This is a genomic window from Massilia endophytica (assembly GCF_021165955.1).
Taxonomy (GTDB): domain Bacteria; phylum Pseudomonadota; class Gammaproteobacteria; order Burkholderiales; family Burkholderiaceae_D; genus Rugamonas; species Rugamonas endophytica.
Genome location: NZ_CP088952.1, coordinates 2,059,177 through 2,079,971, shown reverse-complemented (window position 1 = coordinate 2,079,971; position 20,795 = coordinate 2,059,177). Strand labels below are relative to the sequence as shown.

Annotated in this window: 17 protein-coding genes; 10 read left to right on the top strand and 7 right to left on the bottom strand. The window is 66.9% G+C overall.

The window, feature by feature from the left end; all coding sequences use genetic code 11:
- Positions 1–12: 12 nt before the first annotated feature.
- From LSQ66_RS09405 to LSQ66_RS09395, 3 genes are all read right to left on the bottom strand, one after another.
- Positions 13–1,011, bottom strand: a complete 999-nt coding sequence (locus LSQ66_RS09405; protein WP_231769516.1) for a methyltransferase — start codon at positions 1,009–1,011, stop codon at positions 13–15.
- A 15-nt stretch (positions 1,012–1,026) separates the two neighbouring features.
- Entirely contained in the window at positions 1,027–2,469 is a 1,443-nt protein-coding gene (locus LSQ66_RS09400; RefSeq protein ID WP_231769515.1) for an iron-containing redox enzyme family protein, read from the bottom strand.
- Positions 2,470–2,583: 114 nt separating this feature from the next.
- A complete protein-coding gene (locus tag LSQ66_RS09395) occupies positions 2,584–4,971 on the bottom strand; it encodes a diguanylate cyclase domain-containing protein (RefSeq protein ID WP_231769514.1) in 2,388 nt (795 codons plus the stop codon).
- Between the two features lie 116 nt (positions 4,972–5,087).
- Between LSQ66_RS09395 and LSQ66_RS09390 the strand changes: the two genes are divergently transcribed.
- A complete protein-coding gene (locus LSQ66_RS09390) occupies positions 5,088–6,314 on the top strand; it encodes a glycosyltransferase (protein ID WP_231769513.1) in 1,227 nt (408 codons plus the stop codon).
- On the opposite strand, the gene LSQ66_RS09385 is transcribed toward LSQ66_RS09390, so the two are convergent.
- Positions 6,292–7,362 (bottom strand): flavodoxin family protein, encoded by a 1,071-nt coding sequence (locus LSQ66_RS09385; protein WP_231769512.1) that lies wholly within the window; start codon positions 7,360–7,362, stop codon positions 6,292–6,294. The two genes, LSQ66_RS09390 and LSQ66_RS09385, sit on opposite strands and share 23 nt — an antisense overlap.
- Entirely contained in the window at positions 7,322–9,016 is a 1,695-nt protein-coding gene (locus LSQ66_RS24710; RefSeq protein ID WP_269449164.1) for a methyl-accepting chemotaxis protein, read from the bottom strand. Before LSQ66_RS24710 ends, LSQ66_RS09385 begins: the two co-directional genes overlap by 41 nt.
- A gap of 241 nt (positions 9,017–9,257) precedes the next feature.
- Between LSQ66_RS24710 and LSQ66_RS09370 the strand changes: the two genes are divergently transcribed.
- From LSQ66_RS09370 to LSQ66_RS09350, 5 genes are all read left to right on the top strand, one after another.
- Positions 9,258–10,682, top strand: coding sequence for a class I SAM-dependent methyltransferase (locus LSQ66_RS09370; RefSeq protein ID WP_231769511.1), 1,425 nt, complete (start codon positions 9,258–9,260; stop codon positions 10,680–10,682).
- Positions 10,651–11,994 carry a sensor histidine kinase gene (locus LSQ66_RS09365; protein WP_231769510.1) on the top strand — a complete coding sequence of 448 codons (1,344 nt, stop codon included), beginning with the start codon at positions 10,651–10,653 and terminating at the stop codon, positions 11,992–11,994. Before LSQ66_RS09370 ends, LSQ66_RS09365 begins: the two co-directional genes overlap by 32 nt.
- Positions 11,995–13,116: a hybrid sensor histidine kinase/response regulator gene (locus LSQ66_RS09360; RefSeq protein WP_231769509.1), complete on the top strand. Its 1,122-nt coding sequence runs from the start codon at positions 11,995–11,997 to the stop codon at positions 13,114–13,116.
- Positions 13,113–14,096: a response regulator gene (locus tag LSQ66_RS09355; RefSeq protein ID WP_231769508.1), complete on the top strand. Its 984-nt coding sequence runs from the start codon at positions 13,113–13,115 to the stop codon at positions 14,094–14,096. Before LSQ66_RS09360 ends, LSQ66_RS09355 begins: the two co-directional genes overlap by 4 nt.
- Before the next feature lie 64 nt (positions 14,097–14,160).
- The gene (locus LSQ66_RS09350) at positions 14,161–14,652 is read left to right on the top strand and encodes a hypothetical protein (RefSeq protein WP_231769507.1); all 492 of its coding nucleotides are present in this window, start codon (positions 14,161–14,163) and stop codon (positions 14,650–14,652) included.
- Between the two features lies 1 nt (position 14,653).
- Here LSQ66_RS09350 and LSQ66_RS09345 read toward each other — a convergent pair whose 3' ends face one another.
- On the bottom strand, positions 14,654–15,283 hold the full coding sequence (locus tag LSQ66_RS09345; protein ID WP_231769506.1) for a LysE family translocator: 630 nt from the start codon (positions 15,281–15,283) through the stop codon (positions 14,654–14,656).
- A gap of 86 nt (positions 15,284–15,369) precedes the next feature.
- Here LSQ66_RS09345 and LSQ66_RS09340 point away from each other — a divergent pair, with 86 nt between their 5' ends.
- From LSQ66_RS09340 to LSQ66_RS09325, 4 genes are read left to right on the top strand one after another with little or no spacing between them, the layout of a single operon-like run.
- Positions 15,370–16,326, top strand: a complete 957-nt coding sequence (locus LSQ66_RS09340) for a helix-turn-helix transcriptional regulator (RefSeq protein WP_231769505.1) — start codon at positions 15,370–15,372, stop codon at positions 16,324–16,326.
- Between the two features lie 33 nt (positions 16,327–16,359).
- Positions 16,360–17,121 carry a DNA/RNA non-specific endonuclease gene (locus LSQ66_RS09335; protein WP_231769504.1) on the top strand — a complete coding sequence of 254 codons (762 nt, stop codon included), beginning with the start codon at positions 16,360–16,362 and terminating at the stop codon, positions 17,119–17,121.
- A 1-nt stretch (position 17,122) separates the two neighbouring features.
- Positions 17,123–17,377, top strand: coding sequence for a hypothetical protein (locus tag LSQ66_RS09330; protein WP_231769503.1), 255 nt, complete (start codon positions 17,123–17,125; stop codon positions 17,375–17,377).
- Between the two features lie 15 nt (positions 17,378–17,392).
- Positions 17,393–17,869 (top strand): Lrp/AsnC family transcriptional regulator, encoded by a 477-nt coding sequence (locus tag LSQ66_RS09325; RefSeq protein ID WP_231769502.1) that lies wholly within the window; start codon positions 17,393–17,395, stop codon positions 17,867–17,869.
- On the opposite strand, the gene LSQ66_RS09320 is transcribed toward LSQ66_RS09325, so the two are convergent.
- Positions 17,870–20,689, bottom strand: coding sequence for a M16 family metallopeptidase (locus LSQ66_RS09320; protein ID WP_231769501.1), 2,820 nt, complete (start codon positions 20,687–20,689; stop codon positions 17,870–17,872).
- Positions 20,690–20,795: the final 106 nt, after the last annotated feature.

The following is a 20,795-nucleotide window of genomic DNA, read 5'->3' as shown; positions in this document are numbered from 1 at the left end:
TTCTCCCGTACTTCAGTGTTGTGGTCTCGTGGCCTTCAGCCACACTGCCGCGATGCGCTCGGCCTCGCGGTAGGCCGGTTCGTCCAGCTCTTCGCCGAAAACGTCCGGATCGATTTCTTCATAGCTCCAGCGAAAGCCCGCCTGCTCCAGCATGGGCGCGGCGCGCCGCAGGAAGGGGTCTTCGCCGCGCACCATCGCCACTCCCGTATACAGCAGCAGCGAACCGCCGGGCGCCAGGCGCTTCAGCGCCTGTTCCAGGATGGCGCAGGAGAGCCCCGTTCCGAGTTCTCCGCCGCCGTGGCGGTAGCGCCGCTCCGCGCCGTCCAGCAGGTAGGGCGGATTCGATACCAGCAGGTCGAATTCACCCGCCACATCGGACAGCAGGTCGCTGTGGCGCACCGCCACATTCGGCAGGCGGGCGAGGGCCATATTCACTTCGCACAGGCTCAGGGCCTGGTCGTTGATGTCCAGGGCCAGCACTTCGGCGTCCGGCCAGCACAGGGCCGCTTCCGCCGCACCGGGGCCCGCGCCAGCGCCGATGTCGGCCGCCCGTTCCACCGCCACGCCGCGCGCCGCCATCGCTGCCAGCTCGGCGCGCAGGGCGCGGGTGAAGCGGTAGGTGTCGGGACCGAAGAAGACGGCGTCCGCTTCGCTGGTCGGGTAGGCGGAGTGGAAATACAGCCTTCCGCCCAGTTCCGATGCGCGCAGCGCTGGGCGCCAGCCTTCGCCGTGCGGCCAGGCGATGCCTGCCTCCAGCATCAGCTTGAGCATGCGCGGCGGCAGCGCGTCGGCGCGGAAAGGCATGCTCCAGCCGAAAATGTCGCACAGGTCGCGCGCCCAGGCGCGCCGGCACCTGGCCTGGATGCGGGCGTGGGTAGCTGGCGTGACGGTGGTGAAGCGGTAGCCCGCAGCAATCAGGTCGCGCCCCAGTTCAAGCAGGGCCGCCTGCGGCGCGGACCTGTGAACGGTGTTCGCGCTTGCAGTCCACTGCGCGCTGGCAGGACGGATCATGGCGCGCCCCGGGGCTCAGTGGACCAGGCGGCTGAAGATGCGCGTGGCCATGAGGCCCGCGGACGTATGGTGCTTCGCTGGCGTCATGAGCGCGCGCAGGATCTCCATGGCCTCGTCCTTGCTGGCGCAGGCGGCCAGCTGGGCTTCCAGCAGGCGCAGTTCGCAGCCGATGGTTTCCCAGGCATGTTCGTCGGCGGGGAAACGGTGGCGTATGAGGCCGCGCGGTGCGCTGCTGCGCTGGCTGCGCTCCTGCCCCAGCGCCTCGATGCTGCGCTGGACCGCGCGGTGCGGCAGTACGCGCGGTCCGGCGGCGATCTCCTGGCCTTCACGCGGCGTGGCGATCCAGTCGGCCAGCAGCTGCTGCTCATATGGGCTGAAGACGCCGAACATCTCGGCGCGCTCGCCCTGGATCAGCTTCCAGAAGCGGCTGTTCTCCGGCGCCTCGCCGCGCTTGATCCAGCCTTGCTGTTCCAGCTTGGACAGGAAATCGGGAATCTGCGCGGGATCGGACAGCCAGTCGTTGATGGTGCGCCCGGCCACGCGGCAGTAGTCCGAATGCATGTTCTTGCCCACGGCGCTTTTCGCGGCCAGCATGGCCACCGTTTCGCGTTCCAGGTCGAAGCCGCCGATGGCCTCCACCGTGCCCATGCCCAGGTCGTTGAGGCGGAAGCCATTGGCCACGCGGCGCAGGAAGGCCGCCTCGTCACCCACGCGCGGCATGATGCGCTCCAGGCCCTGGAGGGAAGTGTGGGCATGGCCGGTGGCGGCATTGTCCACCGTGACGTGCAGGGTGAAGTAGTACGGATCGATGCCCAGTTCATTGAGTTCGTAGGAGGTGATCAGCAGGTGCAGGGGCAGCTGCTCGTAGCCCAGGTTGTAGCCGATTAGCTCCGGCAGGTAGTTCTCGGCGCTCTGCGCCAGGGCCAGCTGGATCGCTCCCTGCACGAAGTGGCGCTCGCCCAGGTCCTGCCAGTGCTCGCAGCCGTGGGTTGCCAGCAGCTTCTTGTAAATGAGGACGTGGTTCTTGTCCGGCACGCCGTTGCCCAGCTCTTCGAGGTAGATGCGGATCAGGGGCTGGAAATCGGCGTCGTTCCAGCGCGCCAGCACACCGTAGAGCCAGGAGCCGTCCACCAGCTTGGTGGGCGCCACGGCCTTCAAGAAATAGAGCGCCTGCGATTTGGTGCGGAAGTAGCGGCGGGGCGCGCCCGCCTTGCGTTCGGCCAGATACTCTTTGTATGCCTGTCCAACGGCATCGGTGTGGCGGCTGATCCAGCCTGCCATTTCATCCAGCGTGGACGGCAGTTCGCAGGGCAGGGTTTCGGCTTCGGACAGCTGGCTGTCGAGGAAGCGGGCGGCCAGCTCGCGGTCGTCGGCGGCGGACAGGGTGTGGTAGACGGAGCGGCTGTGCTCCATGGTGTTCCTGGCTTGGGGAATTCTGGCGTAGGCGGCAGTTTGCATGGTGGTCTCGTGTTATTGGCCAACGCAAAAAGCGTTGTCATCCGTATAACGAGTATGCGAGTTCGCCCCCGCGCTGAGTAGAGGCCCGGGTCTCGTCCCCTTGTAATCCCTCTCTTACACCGAACCGGCCTGCTGCGGTGCGGAGGCGGGACGGGAGACGGCCGGGTCCAGCACGTAGCCGTCCCGGCCGCGCCCCTTGGCTTCGTAGAGAGCGGCATCCGCGCGCGCGGTGAGGCTGTCCGCCGTCTCCCAGTCCCCGCTGTGAATGGCAATGCCGATGCTGGTGGTGATGGGGAGTGGGCCCCGGTCCAGGGCTACGGGACGGCGCACCGTATCCAGGATTTTGCGCGCCAGCGTGTGGGCTTCCTCCACATGCGCCAGCTGTTCGAAGACGATCACGAACTCGTCTCCCGCCAGCCGCGCCACCGTATCCGATGCGCGCACGGCGCCTGCCAGGCGGGACGCGAACTCCTTGAGCACCACATCGCCAGCGCCGTGACCGAGGCTGTCGTTGATGCCCTTGAAGTGGTCGATATCGAGGTAGGCCAGCGCCAGGCCGCAGCGCTGGCGCCGTGCGCGCTCGATGGCCTGGGCCAGCACGGCTTCGAACAGGCGGCGGTTGGCAATCCCGGTAAGGGCGTCGCGCTGCGCCTGGCGCGCCAGTTCCTGCTCGTTGGCGCGGCTGCGCGTCACGTCGCTGCTCAGGGCATAGACGGCGGGCACGCTGCCATCGTCCGCCACTTCGGGCACCAAAGTGGTTTCGTAGATGACCGGCTCGCCCTTGCGGCGGCCCGGCGCCTCGTAGCTCACCACCTCGCCGTTCAGGGCCCGCTCCAGCCACGGCTTCAGGGTCTGGTAGCTGCGCTCGCCCACGCCTTCGCGCACCGGGCGGCCGGGCAGGGTGCGGGGATCGATGCCCAGCCAGCTCTGGAAGGCCGCATTCACGAACAGGAAATGGTGCTCGCGGTCGATGGCGGCGATCAGCACCGGCAGATGGTCGGCCACCAGGCGCAGGCGGCGCTCGCTTCCGGCCTGCGCCAGCTCGGCCTCCTTGCGTTCCGTGATATCCATGGACATGATGTAAAAGCCGGGAATGCTGCCATCCGGCGCGATATCGGGCACCATGTCCACCATCAGGTGCAGGTGGCGGCCGAGTTCCTCGCCTTCGCGCTCGGCGTGCACGCGTTCACCCGCCAGTACGCGGTCGATCTCGGGGCGCCAGCGCGCGACCACCTCGGGCCCGAGCAGGTCCTCCACGGTCCGCCCCAGCATCTCCTGCGGATCGCGTCCCAGCACCGTGCGGTAATGCTCGTTGCAGAAGCGGTAGTGCAGGCCCCGGTCCAGGTAGGCGATCATCAGGGGCAGGTTATCGGCGACCAGTCGGGCGCGCCGCTCGCTTTCCCGGCTCAGGTCTTCCGCCCGCTGGCGTTCTGCCGTGAGCTCATAGAGCGCCTTGCCCAGCTCCCCGATTTCGTCCGCGCTGCCGCCGCGCAGCAGTTCAAATCCGCCGCCGCCGCGGCGGATGGTATTCAGGCTTCCCCGCAGGCGCTCCAGCGGCCGCAGCATGCGGTGGATGGCGAACCAGCCCAGCGTACCGGCGAGAAGGGCGAACAGTCCTGCGGCCAGGGTTGCCTGCCAGCGCGTGGCCACCATGGGCGCGAACGCTTCCGCGTTCGGGTAGCGCGCGCCCACGATCCAGTTGGTGCTGGCCAGGCGGCGGTAGGAATAGATGCCCGGCACCCCATCCCGGTTGGCCGCCTCGGTCCAGCCTTCGAAGCCGCCCAGGGCCTTCGCCGTGGCCGGATTGCGGCCCGGCCCCTCGGTGATATGGCGCAGCACCTGGCCCTTGTCCGGATGGCTGATCACGATGCCTTCGTCGGTCATCACGAAGACGAAGCCGCTGCGGCTCGGAGTGAGGGCGGTAAAGCGCGAGAAGAAGTCGGAGTTGAGCAGGTCGATGCTGCCGCCGATGACATAGGCGATGGCGCCGTCCATGCCGAACACGGGCTGGGTCAGGAGCACCACGGGAAGGCCGGACAGGGCGCTGCGGAAGGGCGGCGAGATCACGCCCCGCCGCAGGCGCACGGTCTGCTCGAAATAGGGCCGGGAGGAGACATTGACGGAGCGGCTCAGGCCACTGTCGCGCAGATTCGCCACCAGGCCTCCTTTGACGTCGAAGGCCACGATATTGGAGAATTCCGCGCCCACCGTGGGGTGGCGGGCCAGTTCCGCGCGCAGCCGTGCAGGCGTGAGGTTTTCCAGCGGCAGGGTTTCCGCCACGGCGGCAAGGAAGGTGGACTTGGCCTGCAGCTGCTCGTCCAGGAACGCCGCCGCCCCCGTCAGCAGGGCATACTGCTGGCGCCCGATGACTTCCTTCATGTGGCGTTCGGCCGCCAGCAGCGCAATGGTGGTCACGACGGCGGCTGCCCCCAGCACCAGCAGGACGACGACGCTGGTCATGCGGGCTTTCAGGCTGCGCGGCAGGATTCCGGTGTAGAACATTGGCTTCCCTGGCATCAAGAACTACTTAAGTATTGCACAGCATGGCCAGGGCGGGCGTACGGCTGCCACAAGTAAATTTCTTGGATTCGTTGGCCCGGCAGGATACACTGTTTCTCATGGCACACATTCATCTGGCATGGGAGCTCGGCGGTGGTCTGGGGCATGCGGGCAGGCTCAAGGTCCTGGCCCAGGCCCTGCAGGCGCGCGGCCACGAAGTGAGCATGGGGCTGCGCGACCTGGCCCACACCCATCGCCTGCTGGCCGACCTGGATGTGCCCAAGCTCCAGGCCCCCGTCTGGCTGCACCGCACGGCCGGCATGCCGCCCACCCAGGCCAGCCTGGCCGAGATCCTCATACCCAACGGCTACCTGGAAGCCCAGCCCCTGGCGGGACTGGTGCAGGGCTGGCGCGGCCTGCTCAAGGCCACCCGCGCCGACCTGGTGGTGGGAGATTATGCGCCGACCGCGATGCTGGCCGCGCGCAGCCTGGGACTGCCCGGCGCCAGCGTGGGCATCGGCTTTTACAGTCCGCCCGCCGGACAGCCTTTGCCCTGCCTGCGTGACTGGGAACAGGTGGCGCCGCAGCGCCTGGCCACGGCAGAGGCCCATGTGCTGAAGACGGCCAATGCGGTGCTGGGCAAGCTCTCGGCGCCGCCGCTCGCGCGGGCGGCCGATATTTTGCTGGGCGACCTGCCGCTGCTGTGCACCTGGCCCGAGCTGGACCACTACGGCCGGCCCGCAGGCTCCTGCGAGTGGTTCGGCCCCAACTTCCTGCCCGCGACGGGCGCGCCGCCCGAATGGCCGCAGGGCAGCGGCCCCAAGGTCTTCGCCTACCTGAAGCACGAACACGAGGCCCATGCCGCGGTGCTGCAGGCCCTGGCGGACGAAGGCTGCCGCGTGCTCTGTTACCAGCCGGAGATCGCTTCCGGCAAGGCGCCGCCCGTGGTCTCGCCGAACATCCATTACTCCCTGCGCCCGGTGTCGCTGGAGCCGGCCATGGCGGGCGCGGACCTCTGCGTATGCCACGGCGGCGAGGCAACCCTGGTGCAAGGCCTGCTGGCCGGCGTGCCCGTGCTGCTCATGCCCATGCAGCTCGAACAGTTCCTCATTTCGCGCCGGGTGGAATCCTTCGGCGGCGGCATCAACGCGGCCCGCTTCGGCGCGGCGCCCAACTGGCGCGCCATCGTGCGGCGCCTGCTGGACGATCCGGCATACCGCAACAGCGCCCGCGCCTTCGCGGGACGCCACGGCGGCCAGACGCACCAGCAGATGACCGCGCGCATCGTGGACCGCTTCGAACGCCTGCTGAAGGAAGGCCCGCCTATTTCGGCCGCGGATTCCTGAGCTTCGCATCCGGCTGCGATAGCCGTCCCGCGCGCAGCTCCCTTACGGCATTGGCCACGGCCCGCCCCACGTTGCGCACCTCTTCCTGGAACGCCGTTTCGCGGTCCAGGGTCTCGTGGCTGTTGAAGTAGGGCTCGTAGTAGCCCACGTAGCGGTCCAGCGCGGACTGCACGCCCGCGTCGACAAGGCCCATCCACGTCAGCCAGTCCGCGAGGTTGCGGCGCAGGCTTTCGGCGCCCGCCACATCGCCGTGCACCACCAGGCCGAAGGCGCGCCCGGCGAGGTGCTTGGGATAGTCCCAGCCTTTTTCTTCCAGCGCCTTGGCCTCGTCGGCATGCTTGCCATGGGTGCTGGTGGGGTCGGGATTGCCGCCGTCCGCGCACACGAGGCGGTCGATCATCAGCTTGAGCGGGGAGGGCGCCTGGTACCAGTAGACGGGCGTGGCGATGATGACGGCATGCGCCGAGACCCATTTCTCGTAGATCTCGTTCATCCAGTCGTTCACCTGGTTCAGGCTGTGGTTCGGGTAGCAGCTGCACGGCCAATGGCAGAGGGGCATGGCGGTGGACACGCAGCCCTTGCAGGGATGGATATGGTGGTCGTAGCCGGACACGATATGGCTCAGGTCCAGCAGGTCCGCCTGCATGCCTTCCGCCGCCACGGCCGTTTCCAGCCACTGCGCCATGCGGAAGGTCTTGGACATCTCGCCCGGGCAGGTGCCGTCGTTGCGGGCCGCGCCGCAGACGATCAGCACGCGGGAGGGGGAGGCGGGGTCCTTCTGGCGCCGCTCCGCCGCCTTCAGCTTCTCGCTGGCGACCAGCCATTCGGCGGCGAGCTCGTAATCGGGATCGGCAAAGCCGGGGCCGGCCTTGCGCGTCGTGGGGGCCTTCCTGCCGTCCTGGTAATTCTGCCAGGCGATATCCTCCACCTTGCCCAGTTCATCGCGGACCGCGTCGAAGCGCGGGTCCGCGAAGTTGTGCTGGAACCTGAGGTGGAACTCTCCCCGTTCAAGCCTGGCGGGCGCCTGCCCTTTGCGTACCTGCGTCATCGCTGCCTCCCATGTCCAGCGCAAGGGTGGCATGCGGCGGCTGGGTAGTCTGTACGGCAGCGAACCCACGGCGGCGCGGACGGGGCGGCGGCGCCTGCGGGGCGTCACGCTCCGTCAGCGAAAACACGCCCACCGTTTCGTGCAGGCGGTGCGCCTGGTCCTGCATGGTGGCTGCTGCGGCCGAGGCCTGCTCCACCAGGGCGGCGTTCTGCTGGGTGTTCTCGTCCATCTCCACGATGGCCCGGTTGACCTGCTCGATGCCGCTCAGCTGTTCCTGGCTGGCGGCCGCGATGTCGGCCATGATGTCGTTCACGCGCTTCACGCTGGCCACGATTTCCTCCATCGTGGCTCCGGCCTGGTCGACCAGGCGGGCGCCCGCGCCCACCTTGTCCACGGAGTCGCCGATCAGGGTCTTGATCTCCTTGGCGGCGGCGGCCGAGCGCTGCGCCAGGTTGCGCACTTCGGAGGCCACCACGGCGAAGCCGCGGCCCTGTTCGCCCGCGCGGGCCGCTTCCACGGCGGCGTTCAGGGCCAGGATGTTGGTCTGGAAGGCGATGCCGTCGATGACGGTGATGATGTCCACGATCTTGCGCGAGGACTCGTTGATGGAGGCCATGGTCTCCACCACTTGGGCCACAACGGCGCCGCCCTTGCCCGCCACGTCCGAGGCGGCGGTGGCCAGCTGGTTGGCCTGGCGCGCGTTGTCGGCGTTCTGCTTCACGGTGGAAGTCAGCTCCTCCATGGAGGAGGCGGTTTCCTCCAGGGCGCCCGCCTGCTGCTCGGTGCGCGAGGAGAGATCCAGGTTGCCCGCCGCGATCTCGCTGGAGGCCGTCGTCATGCTCTCGGTGCCGCTGCGCACATCGCGCACGATCTTGCGCAGGCTCTCGTTCATGTCGTGCAGGGCCTGCGAGAGTTCGCCCACTTCGTCGGTGGAGCGCACCTCGATCTCGGAATCGAGGTCGCCGCCCGCCACCGTGCGCGCGACCTTCACCGCGTGTTCGATGGGGCCGACGATGCTGCGGGTGATCAGCACGGCCGTTCCGAGGCTGAGCAGGCCGCCGATCACGCCCATGGCCGCCATGATCCACACGGCCTTGTCCGCCATCGATACGGCGCCATCCCCCGCCTCGTCCATGAGCTTGACCTGCACGGCAATCAGCTTCTCCAGCGCCTCGAAGTAGGCGTTCTGCAGCGGATTCACTTCCGTGTACATCTGCGCCGTGGCGCCATCGAAATCGTTTGCTTTCAGCTGCGCGGCGAGTTCGTTGCGGGCGGCGGCGTAGCGCTGGCGCACATCCTTCAGGCTGTCCAGCAGCTTGCGCGCAGCCGGGTCGTTGACGGACTTTTCCAGTTGCGCCAGGCCCGCGTCGATGCGCTTGCTGCTTTCCTCGACCTGGGCCAGGTCGTTGCGCACGGCGGCGGCCTCGCGCATCATCAGCGCGTCCTGCAGGGAGCGGGCCTGCAGGTTCAGGGCGTCCTTCACATGGGTCAGGGTATCGATTTTCGGGTAGCGGTCGTCCACCGTGAGCTGGATTTCCTGGCGCACGGCGCGCAGGGCCGTGGCGCCGAGCAGGACGACGCCCCCCAGCATCAGCGTGGTCAGGGTAAAGGCGATGGTCAAGCGCCGGCCGATCCGGATATTGGAAATGTTCATTTTAACGTTTTGTCTATTTAATAATTCCAGGGTCTCCTCCTGGGCGGGAAGAGTGTAGCAGCGGCTTTATGACAAATCGAGAAATATTCTTGTGCGAATTGCATGGAACAGACAGTCGTCTCCCCGAATATGACCAGAGGCTTCATTGCAGCCCTTGCCGCTCTCTAGTACACTCGGAAAAAGTCGATGCAGCAGTGATCCAGACGCGGCTCTGAATGCCGTTAATAACAAGCGAATTCACGTGCCATTACAATCGCAAATCGATCCCGTCGTCAGTTTCGTCAATACGCAAGGTGAAGCGGTACGCGGCACCATTGTGAATATCCAGCGGCAATCGCTGGTCATGGAAGTTTACAATCCCTATTCGATTGTCCAGGTCAGCGAGGTATTGAACGAGCTGACGGTGCGCATCGGTTCCAAGAGCGTCTATGTGGGCAAGGCGGTGGTCATCAATATGGTGAACACGGGCCTGACGGCGATCGTGTCCGTCAGCCTCACGGACGAATGGCGGGAGCTGAGCGACGAAGTGCTGGCGCCGGGCGCCATCGGCGACAAGGCGCGCGCCTTCGTCACCGGCTGGAGCGAGCGTTTCAGCCTGCGGCGCGATTACCAGATTGTCGTGAACGAGGCGCGCGCCTTCCTGGCCGATGCCTCGCGCTGGCTGGAACAGGTGGACCTGTCCGGGTCCCTGCCGCGCGAGGGCAACCGCCTGCGCCTGGACTACTTCCACGAACTGGCGGCGCCCCTGATGCGCAAGACCAAGGATATCTTCGACGAGCTCAATCGCCAGGCCTCGCTGGTGGACGACGACCTGGCCGCTTCGCACCGCGCCTTCGCCCAGGCGGCCCTGCATCCCCTGATCCTGCGCGCGCCTTTTGTCTTCCGCACCTATACCAAGCCGCTGGGCTACGCGGGCGACTACCAGATGGTGAACCAGATCCTGGGCGACCCGCGCGAAGGCCCGAACACCTATTTCCAGATCGTGAACACGGCCTTCCTGCAGACGGCCGTGGCCACCGCCCACCGCCACCGCATCGACATCCTGGTCGACTACCTGTGCCGCCTGGCGGACCGGGCGCGCGCGGCGGGCCGTCCCTTCCGGGTGCTGAACGTGGGCTGCGGCCCGGCCCAGGAGATCCAGCGCTTCCTGCAGCGTTATCCGAATCCCGAAATGCTGGAGTTCGAACTGGTGGACTTCAGCAGCGAAACCCTGGACTGGACCCGCGCCACCCTGGACGGCATCCAGCGCACGGTGGGCAGCGCCATGGCCATCACTTTTACGCACGATTCCGTGCACCAGCTGCTCAAGCGGCGGGTGGAGCCGAGCAGCGCGGGCCAGGGCGAGTTCGACGCCGTCTACTGCGCGGGCCTGTTCGACTACCTCTCGGACAAGGTGTGCTCGAAACTGAACAACTATTTCGCCTCGCGCAGCCGTCCGGGCGGCAGCCTGCTGGTGACCAATGTCCACAGCAGCAATCCCGAGCGCTTCAGCATGGAGCACATACTCGAGTGGTATCTCATCTACCGCGACGAAGCGAAGATGGCAGCCATCCTGCCAGAGCGCAGCAGCGGCACGCGCATCTTCACCGATCCCACCGGCGTGAACGTCTTCGCCGAAACCACAGTCAATCCGCATGGAAGCCAGCCTGACGCGCAGCAGCTATGAGCAGGAGCTGAAGGGCTACCACCTTCTGGCGAGCAAGGCCTGCGCGGTCACCGTGATCGTGCTGGTCCTGCTCGGCATGGTGCTCGACTATGCCGTCTATCCGAACGAGATGATGCGCTTCGGCCTGGTGCGCGCGGGCACCAGCCTGGCGGTGCTGGCGGCCCTGGCCCTCCTGTATACCAGCTACGGCCAGCGCCACGTGCATGCCGTGACCTTCATCTGGCTCACCTTCCCGCAGCTGATGATCGCCTGGATGATTCACGTGACGGAGGGCGAGAGCTCGCTCTTCTACGCGGGCATCATCCTCACCATCTTCGCCGTGGGCACCCTGTTCCCGGTCGGGTACAAGTACACCCTGGGCTTCGGCCTGCTGACCCTCCTCATGTTCTACCTGGCCTGCGCGCTGCGGCCGCAGGGCATCGTGGACCACAGCCAGTTCCTCTTCCACGGCACCATCATCCTCTTCGCGGTGCTGGGCAGCACGGTCTACACCTATTTCAACGAGCGGGACCGGCGCCAGCTCTTTGCGCTGAAGGACGAACTGGCGCAGAAGAACGGGGAGCTGGAACAGACCAACCGCAGCCTGGCCGACATCAAGGGCCAGATGCTGCAGCAGGAGAAGATGGCGGCGCTCGGCACCCTGTCCGCCGGCTTGCTGCACGAGGTGAACAATCCCGTCAATTTCTGCCTGATGGCCATCGAGCTGGCCAGCGAGGACCCGGCCGCGAAGGCCAGCGCCACCCTGGCCGAATGCCTGGCCGACGCCAAGCAGGGCATGCAGCGGGTGCAGTACATCGTGTCCGACCTCAAGACCTTCGCCTACCGCAAGAGCGGGGCGGACTACGACAATGTGCAGTTCCTCTTCGAGCGGGCGCTGGACGCGGCCGTGCGCCTGGTGGGCCATGAGCTCAAGGGCGTGGAAGTGCGCCGCAGCCTGCCCGGCGACACCATGGCGCGCGGCGACGAGGCGGCCATTATCGGGGTGCTCATCAACCTGCTCAGCAACGCGGCCCTGGCGCTGCGCCGGAGCGGCACGCCGGAGCCGGTCATCACCGTGAGCGCCACCGCGGACGGCGAGCGCCTGCGGGTGGCGGTGGAGGACAACGGCCCGGGCATCGCGCCGGAGAACATCGGCCGCGTGTTCGAGCCCTTCTTCACCACCAGCGAAGTGGGGCAGGGCCTCGGCCTGGGCCTGAGCATCTGCTACAGCGTGGTGCAGCGCCACGGCGGCCTGCTGTCGGTGGAAAGCGTGCCCAATGTGTTCACACGGTTCAGTTTCGACCTGCCGCGCGCGGCGGGCGGGGAGCGTTGAATGAGCGAGAATCCGCCGAACGTTGCGACCGTCCTGTATGTGGACGACGAGGAGCTGGCCTGCAAATACTTCGCGCGCGCCATCGAGCCCGATTACAAGGTGCTCACCGCGCCCGGCGTCAGCGAGGCCCTGGCCATCCTGCGCCAGCCCGACTGCAAGGTGGAGGTGCTGGTCACGGATTACCGCATGCCGGGCCAGGCGGGCGGGGAACTGCTGCGCGTGGTGGAGCAGCACTATCCCCACCTGGTGCGCATCCTCGTCACCGCCTATGCGGACAAGGAGGTGCTGCTGGAAACGGTGAACGGGGGCGACATCTTCCGCATCCTGGAAAAGCCGCTGGACATGGGCGCGCTGCGCTCGGCCCTGCGCCTGGCCAGCGCCAGTGCGCGCGAGCGGGCCGCGCGCCGCCACAGCATGCTCGCCATCGAGGAGACCGTGGCCTTCCTGGCGCATGAGCTGAACACGCCCCTGTCCACCATCGCCAATTTCGCGCGCACCCTGCAGCGCCGGGTGAATTCGGACGAACCGGAGCGCGGCCTGCCGCTGAAGGCGGAAATCGGCAACGCGGCCGCCCATATGACGGACAACGCGCGCTACTGCCTGTCCGTGCTGTCGAGCTTTGTGGAGTCCGTGAAGCGCGCCTGCGTGGTGCCGCCGGCCCGCCTGGCCGAAGGCAGCGCGGCGCAGATGATCTCGGCCATCCTGAACAGCTACCCCCTGACGCCGCCCCAGCGCGCGGCCGTCGCCGTCGACGTGAGGCAGGACTTCACGGTGCGCGCCTCTCCCAACTGCGTGGCCCTGGTGCTATCCTCGGTGCTCAGCAATGCCCTGCGCGCGCTGGAAGGCCATCCCGCCCCCTCGCTGCGCTTCGTGGTGGCGCACGAGGGGCGGCCCTATATCTCGCTGGAGGATAATGGGCCGGGCATTCCGCCCGCCATCCTGAACCGTCTGCTGATCGATCCCGTCACCATGCACGGCAGGAGCGGCGGCAGCGGCTGGGGGCTGATCTTCTGCAACCGCGTGATGCAGTCCTTCGGCGGCCACCTGCGCGTGCAGTCCGAGCAGGGCCAGTGGACCACCGTCACCTTGAACTTTCCGGCATCAGAAAAGGAACCAGCATGACCGAAGCCAGCAGGCCAGTCCCGGCCATCCTCTATGTGGACGACGAGGCCACCGCACTCAAATACTTCCAGCGCGCCCTCGGTTCCATGGCGCCCGTGATCACGGCGGAATCCGTCGAGGAGGGCAAGCGCATCCTCGATGAGCAGCACGATTCCATCGCCGTGCTGGTGTCGGACCAGCGCATGCCCGGCGCCTACGGCAACGAGCTGCTCTTCCATGCCTGGGACAGGTATCCGCACATCGTGCGCATCCTGACGACGGCGTATTCGGAGCTGGAGCACACGGTGGAAGCGGTCAACCAGGGCCAGATCCACCGCTACATCCAGAAGCCCTGGGACATTTCGGCCCTGCGCATGGAGATGAAACAGGCGCTGGAGCTGGCCCGCCTGCGCAAGGAACACGCGCAGCTGCTGCGCGAGAAGCTGCTGGTGCGCCAGAAACAGGCGGTGGCGCACCGTATCGGCACGGTGTATGCGCTGTCGGCCAGCATCGGCGGCGACATGCCGGTGGTGCCGGTGGAAGCCTATCTCTCCGGCGCCCTGTGCGCCGGGCTCACGCCGCCGGAACCGGACTGGCTGATGATGGACCACGCCGACCTGATCAGCGCGGAAGCCTTCCGCAGCGCCGCCTTCGGGCGCCAGGTGCGCGAGCAGCTGGTCGAACTCGAGCAGCGCCTGGAAGGTGCTGCGCCGGAGCAGGCGCTGACGGTGCTCGCCGAATCCTTCGGCCCCACGCTCCAGCTGTCGGGCGATGGCGCGCTGTTCGCGTCCGGCTCCGCGCTGGCCGAATACCTTGAAACGGCGGCCGAAACCCAGGTCTCTCCGCAGCATGCGGCCTGGCTGGCAACCCTGCTGTGGCTGGGCAAACGGGGAGCGACGCTGCAGATGGCGAAGGCCGAAAACGGCGTGCTGGCGCGCCTCGCCAAGGCCGAAGCGGCGCTCACGCCTTCGCAACTGGCGGGCTGGGTGGAGCAGTTCTAGCCTCGTGTGCGCCGCAGGCGCGGCCTATTGAGTAGCATGGGGCTTTCTTTCCAAGGAGGCCATCATGCCACGAGGAGCCAGCCCAAAGCGCGAGCGCGAATACAAGGAAATCGAAGCGAAGTTCGAGAAGGAAGGCCGCTACAAGGGGCGCGAAGAAGAAGTTGCCGCCCGCATCGTGAACAAGCAGCGGCGCGAAGCAGGTGAGACCAAGGACGCCAAGGCCAAGCCGGCGGCGAAGAAATCCTCCGCGTCGAAATCTGCATCCTCCCGTTCCCGCGCCGCGAAATCGCCGTCCCGCAAGACCGCGTCCGCCAAACCCGCCGCCAAACGCGCGGCGCCGGCGAAACGTGCCAAGCCCACGGCCAGCCGCAAGGCCAGCACCGCTTCCGGCGCCGACAGCAGCGTGCCAATCAAGAACTACCAGAAAATGACGGTGCCCCAGGTGCGCAATGCGCTGGCCGACCTCACCGCCGCCCAGCGCCGCAAGGTGCGCCAGTACGAAACCACACACAAGAACCGCAAGGGCGTGCTGCAGGCCCTGGACCGGGTGCACTGAATCAGCGCAGCGCCTGGGCGATGCTGAGCGCGGCGGTGCCGAGCAGCAGCACGCCGATGGCGCGGGAAGTCAGCACGGCGGCGCCGGGATTGCGGGCGAACCACTGCGTGGCCTGCGCCGCCGCCAGCGCCAGGGCGCCGTAGACCGCCGCCTGCGTGCCCGCCGTGATGGCCCCCAGCACGCCCGACTGCATCCACACGGGCCCCTGGTCCGCGTGCAGGAACTGGGGGAAGATGGCCAGCATGAAGATATAGGCCTTCGGGTTCAGGAGGCTGGTCAGCATGGCGCGGCGGAAGATGACGGGCGGCGCCAGCACCTCCTTGCCCGTGCCGGGCGTGAACACATCGCTGCTGCGCAGGAAGGTCCAGCCCATCCACGCGATATAGACGGCGCCCGCCAGCAGCATGACCTTGAACAGGGCCGGCCAGAGCTGCATCACCAGGGCCACGCCCAGGGCGCCCATCAGCAGGTGGCAAAAACCGCCCGCCACAATGCCCGCCACGGCCGCCAGGCCCGCGCGCCTGCCTCCCAGCAGGGAGTTGGCCATGACGAAGGCCATGTCCAGCCCAGGCAGGGCGATGATGCCGAATACGACCACGAAATACAGCCAGAGATTGGCGGTGCTGTGCATGCTGCGCTCCTTCGGAATGTTGTTGGATGGGAGCTTAGGGTTCAATCAGGGCAGAAATGGCCCTGATTTCCTGATATTGTTGAGGCATGTACCGACCCACCACCCGCGTTCTGGCCGTGCTGGAACTGCTGCAGACCCATGGCCGCATGAGCGGCGCCGAGCTGTCTCGCCGCATCGAGGTGGACGGGCGCACGCTGCGCCGCTATATCGTGATGCTGGAGGAGATCGGCATTCCCATCACCGCCGAGCGCGGGCGCTATGGCGGCTATGCCCTTATGCCGGGCTTCAAGCTGCCGCCCATGATGTTTACGGACGACGAGGCGCTGGCCCTCTCGCTTGGCCTGCTGGCCGCGCGCAGCCTTGGCCTGGCGGAGGCGGCGCCCGCCGTGGCCAGCGCCCAGGCCAAGCTGGAACGCATCATGCCCGATGGGCTGAAGCGGCGCGTGGGCGCCATCGACGCGACCGTGAGCCTGGACCTGGCAAGCGGCACGGCGCCGCCGGACAATGGCGCACTGGCGGCGCTGAGCGCGGCGGCCCAGGTGCGCCAGCGCGTGCGGCTGCGCTACCGCAGCCCCGGCGCGGAGGGCGAAACGGAGAGGCTGTTCGACCCTTACGGCCTGGCCTACTATCTCGGCTTCTGGTACGCGGTGGGGCACTGCCACCTGCGTGGCGCGATGCGCACCTTCCGCCTGGACCGCATCGTGGAGGTGCAGCCCGTGCTCCAGGCCTTCGAGCGGCCAGAGGATTTCGATGCGATGGACCATCTGCGCCTGGCCATTGCCACTTTGCCGCGCAAATTCGCGGCTACGGTGCTCCTGCACTGCAGCCTGGCGGAGGCGCAGGAGCGCCTGCCGGGCTATATGGGCCTGTTCGAGCAGACGCCGCAGGGCGTGCTGCTGCATAACCAGTCCGACGAACTGGAATGGTTCGCGCGCCAGCTGGCCAGCCTGCCTTTCGGCTTCACGGTGCAGTCGCCCCCGGAACTGAACGCGGTGCTGCGCAGGCATGCCCACAGCCTGTTGCAGTCGCTGCCCGTCGGTTAGAATGCCGCCATCCGATTGTTCAGTGCAGGAACCATGCTTCGCAAACTGATTGGCGCCGCCATGCTGGCGGCGTGCGGATGGGCCTTTGCGGCCTGTCCGCAGCATTACATGCAGGGCCGCGCGCCCGAAATCCGCAACGAGAAACTCGCCAAGGGCACGCAGGAGCTGTGCTACAAGGTCTTCGGCGTCATGCACTCCGGCCTGACGCGCACGCCGCTCTGGTCGGCCGAGCATCTCACGGCGCCGAACGTGGCGGCGGCCTCCGAACTCTCGCGGGAGAACTCCTTCCATCCCGAGCCGCGCCTGCCGCGTGGCCAGCGCGCCGAGCTGGCCGACTATGCGCGCAGCGGTTTCGACCGCGGCCACATGGCCCCCAACGGCGACATGCCGGACCGGGAGAGCCAGCAGCAGAGCTTCTCGCTGGCCAATATGGTGCCCCAGGATTCGGAGAACAACCGCCATGTGTGGTCGGGCATCGAGCAGGCCGTGCGTAAGATGGCGAAGAAGGAGGGCGACCTGTATGTGCTGACGGGGCCGGCCTTCCTCGGCGGCCAGCTGCAGAAGGTGGGCAATGTGCTGGTGCCCAGCCACCTGTACAAGGTGGTGTACAGTCCGCGCCAGGGGGCGGGAGGGGCCTGGTTCGTGGAGAACGCGGCCGATGCGCGGCCCGAGATCCTGAGCATCGCCCAACTGGAAAGCAGGATCGGCATCAATCTGCTACCTTCGCTCACCCCATCCCGGAAAGAGATCATGCTGCGCCTGCCGAAACCGAAGGCGGGCAAGCGGAAAGGCTGACATGAGCAAGACCGGTTTCAAACCCTTTGCCAACGAGTCCGATGTGCTGAATGTCGGCGGGCTCGCCGTGGAGAACCGCGTGGACCGCGTGAGCCTGCACGGCGGCGTGGACCTGACGCGCGACCGCGCCGGGCTGGAGCAGGCACGCGCCCTGCACAAGCTGCTGGGCGAGGTGGTGGCGCGGCTGGAGGGCGAGGAGCTGCCCGCCGCGCTGCCCGCGCCCAAGGTGAAAAAGGTGGCAAATCCCTTCGAATAAAGGCAAACTGCCCGCATGGATGCTATCGACCTGCAAATTCTGCGTATCGTGCAAAGCGATAACCGCCGCTCCGCCGCCGAGATTGGGCAGGAGATCGGCCTTTCCGTGTCCGCCGTGAGCGACCGCGTGCGGCGCATGAACGCCTCGGGCGTGGTGGCGGCCAACCGTGCCGTGGCCGATCCGCTGAAGGTGGGACTGGGGCTGTGCGCCTTCGTCTTCGTGGACCTGGAGCCGCGGGCGGACGAGGCGGAATTCGCGCGCCAGGTGACGGCGCTGCCGGAGGTGCAGGAAGCCCACCATATCACGGGGCCGCACAACTGGCTGGTGAAGGTGAGGGTGCGCGACACGGCGGCGCTGCAGGCGCTGATGGTGGAGCGCCTGAAGCCCATTCCCGGCGTGCTGCGCACCGAGACCCTGATCGCGCTGACCAGCGCCAAGGAAACCTCGGAACTGGCGCTGGACAGCGCGGCAGGGGAAAGGCCCCTGCTGTAGTTACTGCGTAAAGACCTCGGCGGCGGGCGTGATGCGCACGGCGTCGGGGCGGATGTTCAGCTTCATGGCCCCGATGGCCTTGTCCTCATCCAGCACGGACTGCGGCTTGTTGCCGTCGTACTTGATGGGCGAGAAGGCGTCCGACACCAGCTTCTCCTTCAGCCCCGCCGCATCCTTGGCAATCATGACCACCGAGAGATTGCGCGCCGACAGGTGCTTGCGCATGGCGGCATTCACCTCGTCCACCGTCAGTTTCGACAGGCCGTCGCGCATGAGCTTCGTGAACTCGGGCGTTTTGTACCACTGCGAATCCAGGGCATAGCCGATCTGCTGGTCCTGCGTCGCCGTCATGACGAAGACATTCTTCATCAGGTAGCCGCGCGTCGTTTCGAACTGCTCCTTCGTCAGGCCGTTCGCCAGCAGCTTGTCCAGTTCCGCGATGCCCAGGCGCAGGGCGAAGTGGGCGTTTTCCGGCGCCACGGGACGAATCCAGACTTCGAAGAGCTGCGCCTTGCGGCCCAGGTTCGGGCTGGGGAAGAACTGGAACATGCCGCGCGGGAAAGCTTCGATATAGGCGTAGTCGCCGTAATTCATGCCCCGCACTTCGCGGATGCGCTGGTAGAGCGCGGCGCTGGAGGAACGGTGCTCGCCGAGCCAGGTCTTCACCAGCCACAGGGCGGGGAAGTCCGGGTGCGAGCGGGTCACGCTCAGCGGCAGGCCGAAGGAAATGGCGGTGGCGCGCGTGTTCTTCTCGATGATCTCCACTTCCAGGCCCTGGGGCTGGCGCGCGGCGGGGACCGGCGTCGCCGCCAGGCCCGGGCCGCCAGGCAGCGCGGCCAGGGAAGCCTTCAGCGATTCGCTCATGGCGTCGGACACGTCGCCCGTGATGCCCACGCGCAGGGCGCCCTGCGTGTAGGCCTGCTTGTAGAAGGCCTTCACGTCGTCCAGGGTGATGGCGTCGATGCCCTTGGCGGTGCCCAGCACGGGATGGGCGTAGCCGCTGCCCGCGAACACATTGGTCTGCAAGCGCTCCTTGCCGAACTCCTCTTCGTTATTGCCCTTCAGGTCCACTTCCAGCGCGTTCTTCTGCGCGTCCTTCAGGCGGCGGAAGTCCTCTTCCCGGAAGCCCGGCGAGAGCAGCAGGGGCATCACGATCTGCTGGAACTGGTTCCAGTTGTCCTTGTGGATGGTGCCGGTAAAAGTGGTCATCTCCTTGTCGGTCTGTTCGCTGAAGGAACCGGCCATGGGGAAGAGGGCCTTGGTCACTTCGTCGATCTTGCGCTCGGTGGAGCCGGCGGAAGCGACCATGGCGGCCGTCAGCGCAGCCAGGCCTTCCTTGCCTTGCGGATCGTGGGCGGAACCGGCGGCGAAGAGCAGCTTGTAGCGGATCTGCGGCAGGGCCGTCTTCTGCACCAGCATGTCGAAGCTCGCCTTGCCTGCCTGGGGTTCGAAGGAGGCCAGCTTGGGCAGCTCGCCGATGGCGGCGGGCAGGGCGGCGTGCGACAGGGTGGTGACCACCATGCGCTCGTCCGTCAGGTACTTGCGGGCGGCGGCCTGCAGGTCGGCCGGGGTCAGGGTGTCCATCAGCGCGATATAGCGGTTCAGGGTGCCGTAGGAGCGCTGGAAGTGGACGTAGGAGGCGAGGGTGCCCGCGATCTGCTCGGTATTGTCGAGGGAGCGGATCAGGCCATATTTCAGGGCCGACTTGGCGTCCGCCAGTTCCTTGGCGCCCACGGGCTGGCTGCGCAGGCGGGCCACCGTCTGCAGGATGGCGTCGCGCACGTAGAGCGTGTCCTCAGGCTTCTTGACGCGGGCGCCCAGCATGGCCAGGGTCGGGTCGACGCGGTTGGGCGTGCTGTCGAAGAGCTGGTCCACCTTCTGCTCGTCCTGCACCAGGCGCTTGTAGAGCGGCGAGGTGCGCCCGAAGGAGAGCGAGAGCAGGACGCTCAGCGCCGCCTGGTCCTTCTGCTGGTCGGAGAAGGCGGGCGCGTGGAAGGCGACCGCCACCCAGGGCAGGGTGGGCGTGGCCCAGGGCACGTGGCGGTAGACGGGGCCTTGCGGCGCCGGTTCGGCCGGCACGTTCACCTTGTAGCTGCCGCGCTGCCACTTGCTCCAGTATTTCTCGACCAGGGCGACCGCCTTGGCCGGTTCCACGTCGCCCGCCACGATGATGGTGGTGCGTTCGGGGCGGTACCAGCGGTCGAAGAAGACCTTGGAATAGGCGTACTGGTTGGGCATGTCCTCGATGTCCTTGAGGAAGCCCATGGTGGTGTGCTTGTAGGTGTGTTCCCTGTAGGCCGAGTCGCGCATGGCCTCGAAGAGCTTCTGCACGGGATTGGCGCTGTTCTTGTTGTATTCGCCCAGCACGGCGCGGGATTCCGTCTTGAACACGTCCTCGCTGTAGGAGAGGTTCTGGAAGCGGTCCGCCTCCACCTTGAGCACCGTCTCCAGGTCCTCGCGCGCGAAGGTGGTGTGATAGTTGGTCAGGTCGTCGCTGGTGTAGGCGTTCTGGCGGGCGCCGGCGCGGGTGATGATGTCCTGATATTTTTCTGGCGGATAGTCCTTCGTGCCGCGGAACATCATGTGTTCGAAGAAGTGGGCGAAGCCGGATTTGCCGGGCTCCACTTCGTTGCGCGACCCCGTCTGCACGGGAATCTGGAGCGACACGATGTTGGGGAAGCCGGTCGGCACGACGATGACTTTCAGTCCATTCGGCAGCGTCTTCTCGGTAGCCTTGAAGGGCAGGACGTCGGCGGCGTACGCCTGGGCGCACAGTATGGCGGCGGCCGGGAATGCTGCCAGATATTTAAGCTTTTGCAAGGTGATCCCTTTCTTAGTGAAGAGTAAAGGCGACAACACTTGCCAGAATAAATCATTGCGGTGCGACAGACCAGCGCTGATGCCGTGCTACCATGGGACAACGCTC

What these genes read in the sequence shown, in the direction of transcription:
- LSQ66_RS09340 (WP_231769505.1), top strand. Translation starts at nt 15,370, where the DNA reads ATGTACCGACCCACCACCCGCGTTCTGGCCGTGCTGGAACTGCTGCAG.
- LSQ66_RS09360 (WP_231769509.1), top strand. Translation starts at nt 11,995, where the DNA reads ATGAGCGAGAATCCGCCGAACGTTGCGACCGTCCTGTATGTGGACGAC.
- LSQ66_RS24710 (WP_269449164.1), bottom strand. Translation starts at nt 9,016, where the DNA reads ATGAACATTTCCAATATCCGGATCGGCCGGCGCTTGACCATCGCCTTT.
- LSQ66_RS09350 (WP_231769507.1), top strand. Translation starts at nt 14,161, where the DNA reads ATGCCACGAGGAGCCAGCCCAAAGCGCGAGCGCGAATACAAGGAAATC.
- LSQ66_RS09345 (WP_231769506.1), bottom strand. Translation starts at nt 15,283, where the DNA reads ATGCACAGCACCGCCAATCTCTGGCTGTATTTCGTGGTCGTATTCGGC.
- LSQ66_RS09325 (WP_231769502.1), top strand. Translation starts at nt 17,393, where the DNA reads ATGGATGCTATCGACCTGCAAATTCTGCGTATCGTGCAAAGCGATAAC.
- LSQ66_RS09405 (WP_231769516.1), bottom strand. Translation starts at nt 1,011, where the DNA reads ATGATCCGTCCTGCCAGCGCGCAGTGGACTGCAAGCGCGAACACCGTT.
- LSQ66_RS09365 (WP_231769510.1), top strand. Translation starts at nt 10,651, where the DNA reads ATGGAAGCCAGCCTGACGCGCAGCAGCTATGAGCAGGAGCTGAAGGGC.
- LSQ66_RS09385 (WP_231769512.1), bottom strand. Translation starts at nt 7,362, where the DNA reads ATGACGCAGGTACGCAAAGGGCAGGCGCCCGCCAGGCTTGAACGGGGA.
- LSQ66_RS09330 (WP_231769503.1), top strand. Translation starts at nt 17,123, where the DNA reads ATGAGCAAGACCGGTTTCAAACCCTTTGCCAACGAGTCCGATGTGCTG.
- LSQ66_RS09355 (WP_231769508.1), top strand. Translation starts at nt 13,113, where the DNA reads ATGACCGAAGCCAGCAGGCCAGTCCCGGCCATCCTCTATGTGGACGAC.
- LSQ66_RS09390 (WP_231769513.1), top strand. Translation starts at nt 5,088, where the DNA reads ATGGCACACATTCATCTGGCATGGGAGCTCGGCGGTGGTCTGGGGCAT.
- LSQ66_RS09395 (WP_231769514.1), bottom strand. Translation starts at nt 4,971, where the DNA reads ATGTTCTACACCGGAATCCTGCCGCGCAGCCTGAAAGCCCGCATGACC.
- LSQ66_RS09400 (WP_231769515.1), bottom strand. Translation starts at nt 2,469, where the DNA reads ATGCAAACTGCCGCCTACGCCAGAATTCCCCAAGCCAGGAACACCATG.
- LSQ66_RS09335 (WP_231769504.1), top strand. Translation starts at nt 16,360, where the DNA reads ATGCTTCGCAAACTGATTGGCGCCGCCATGCTGGCGGCGTGCGGATGG.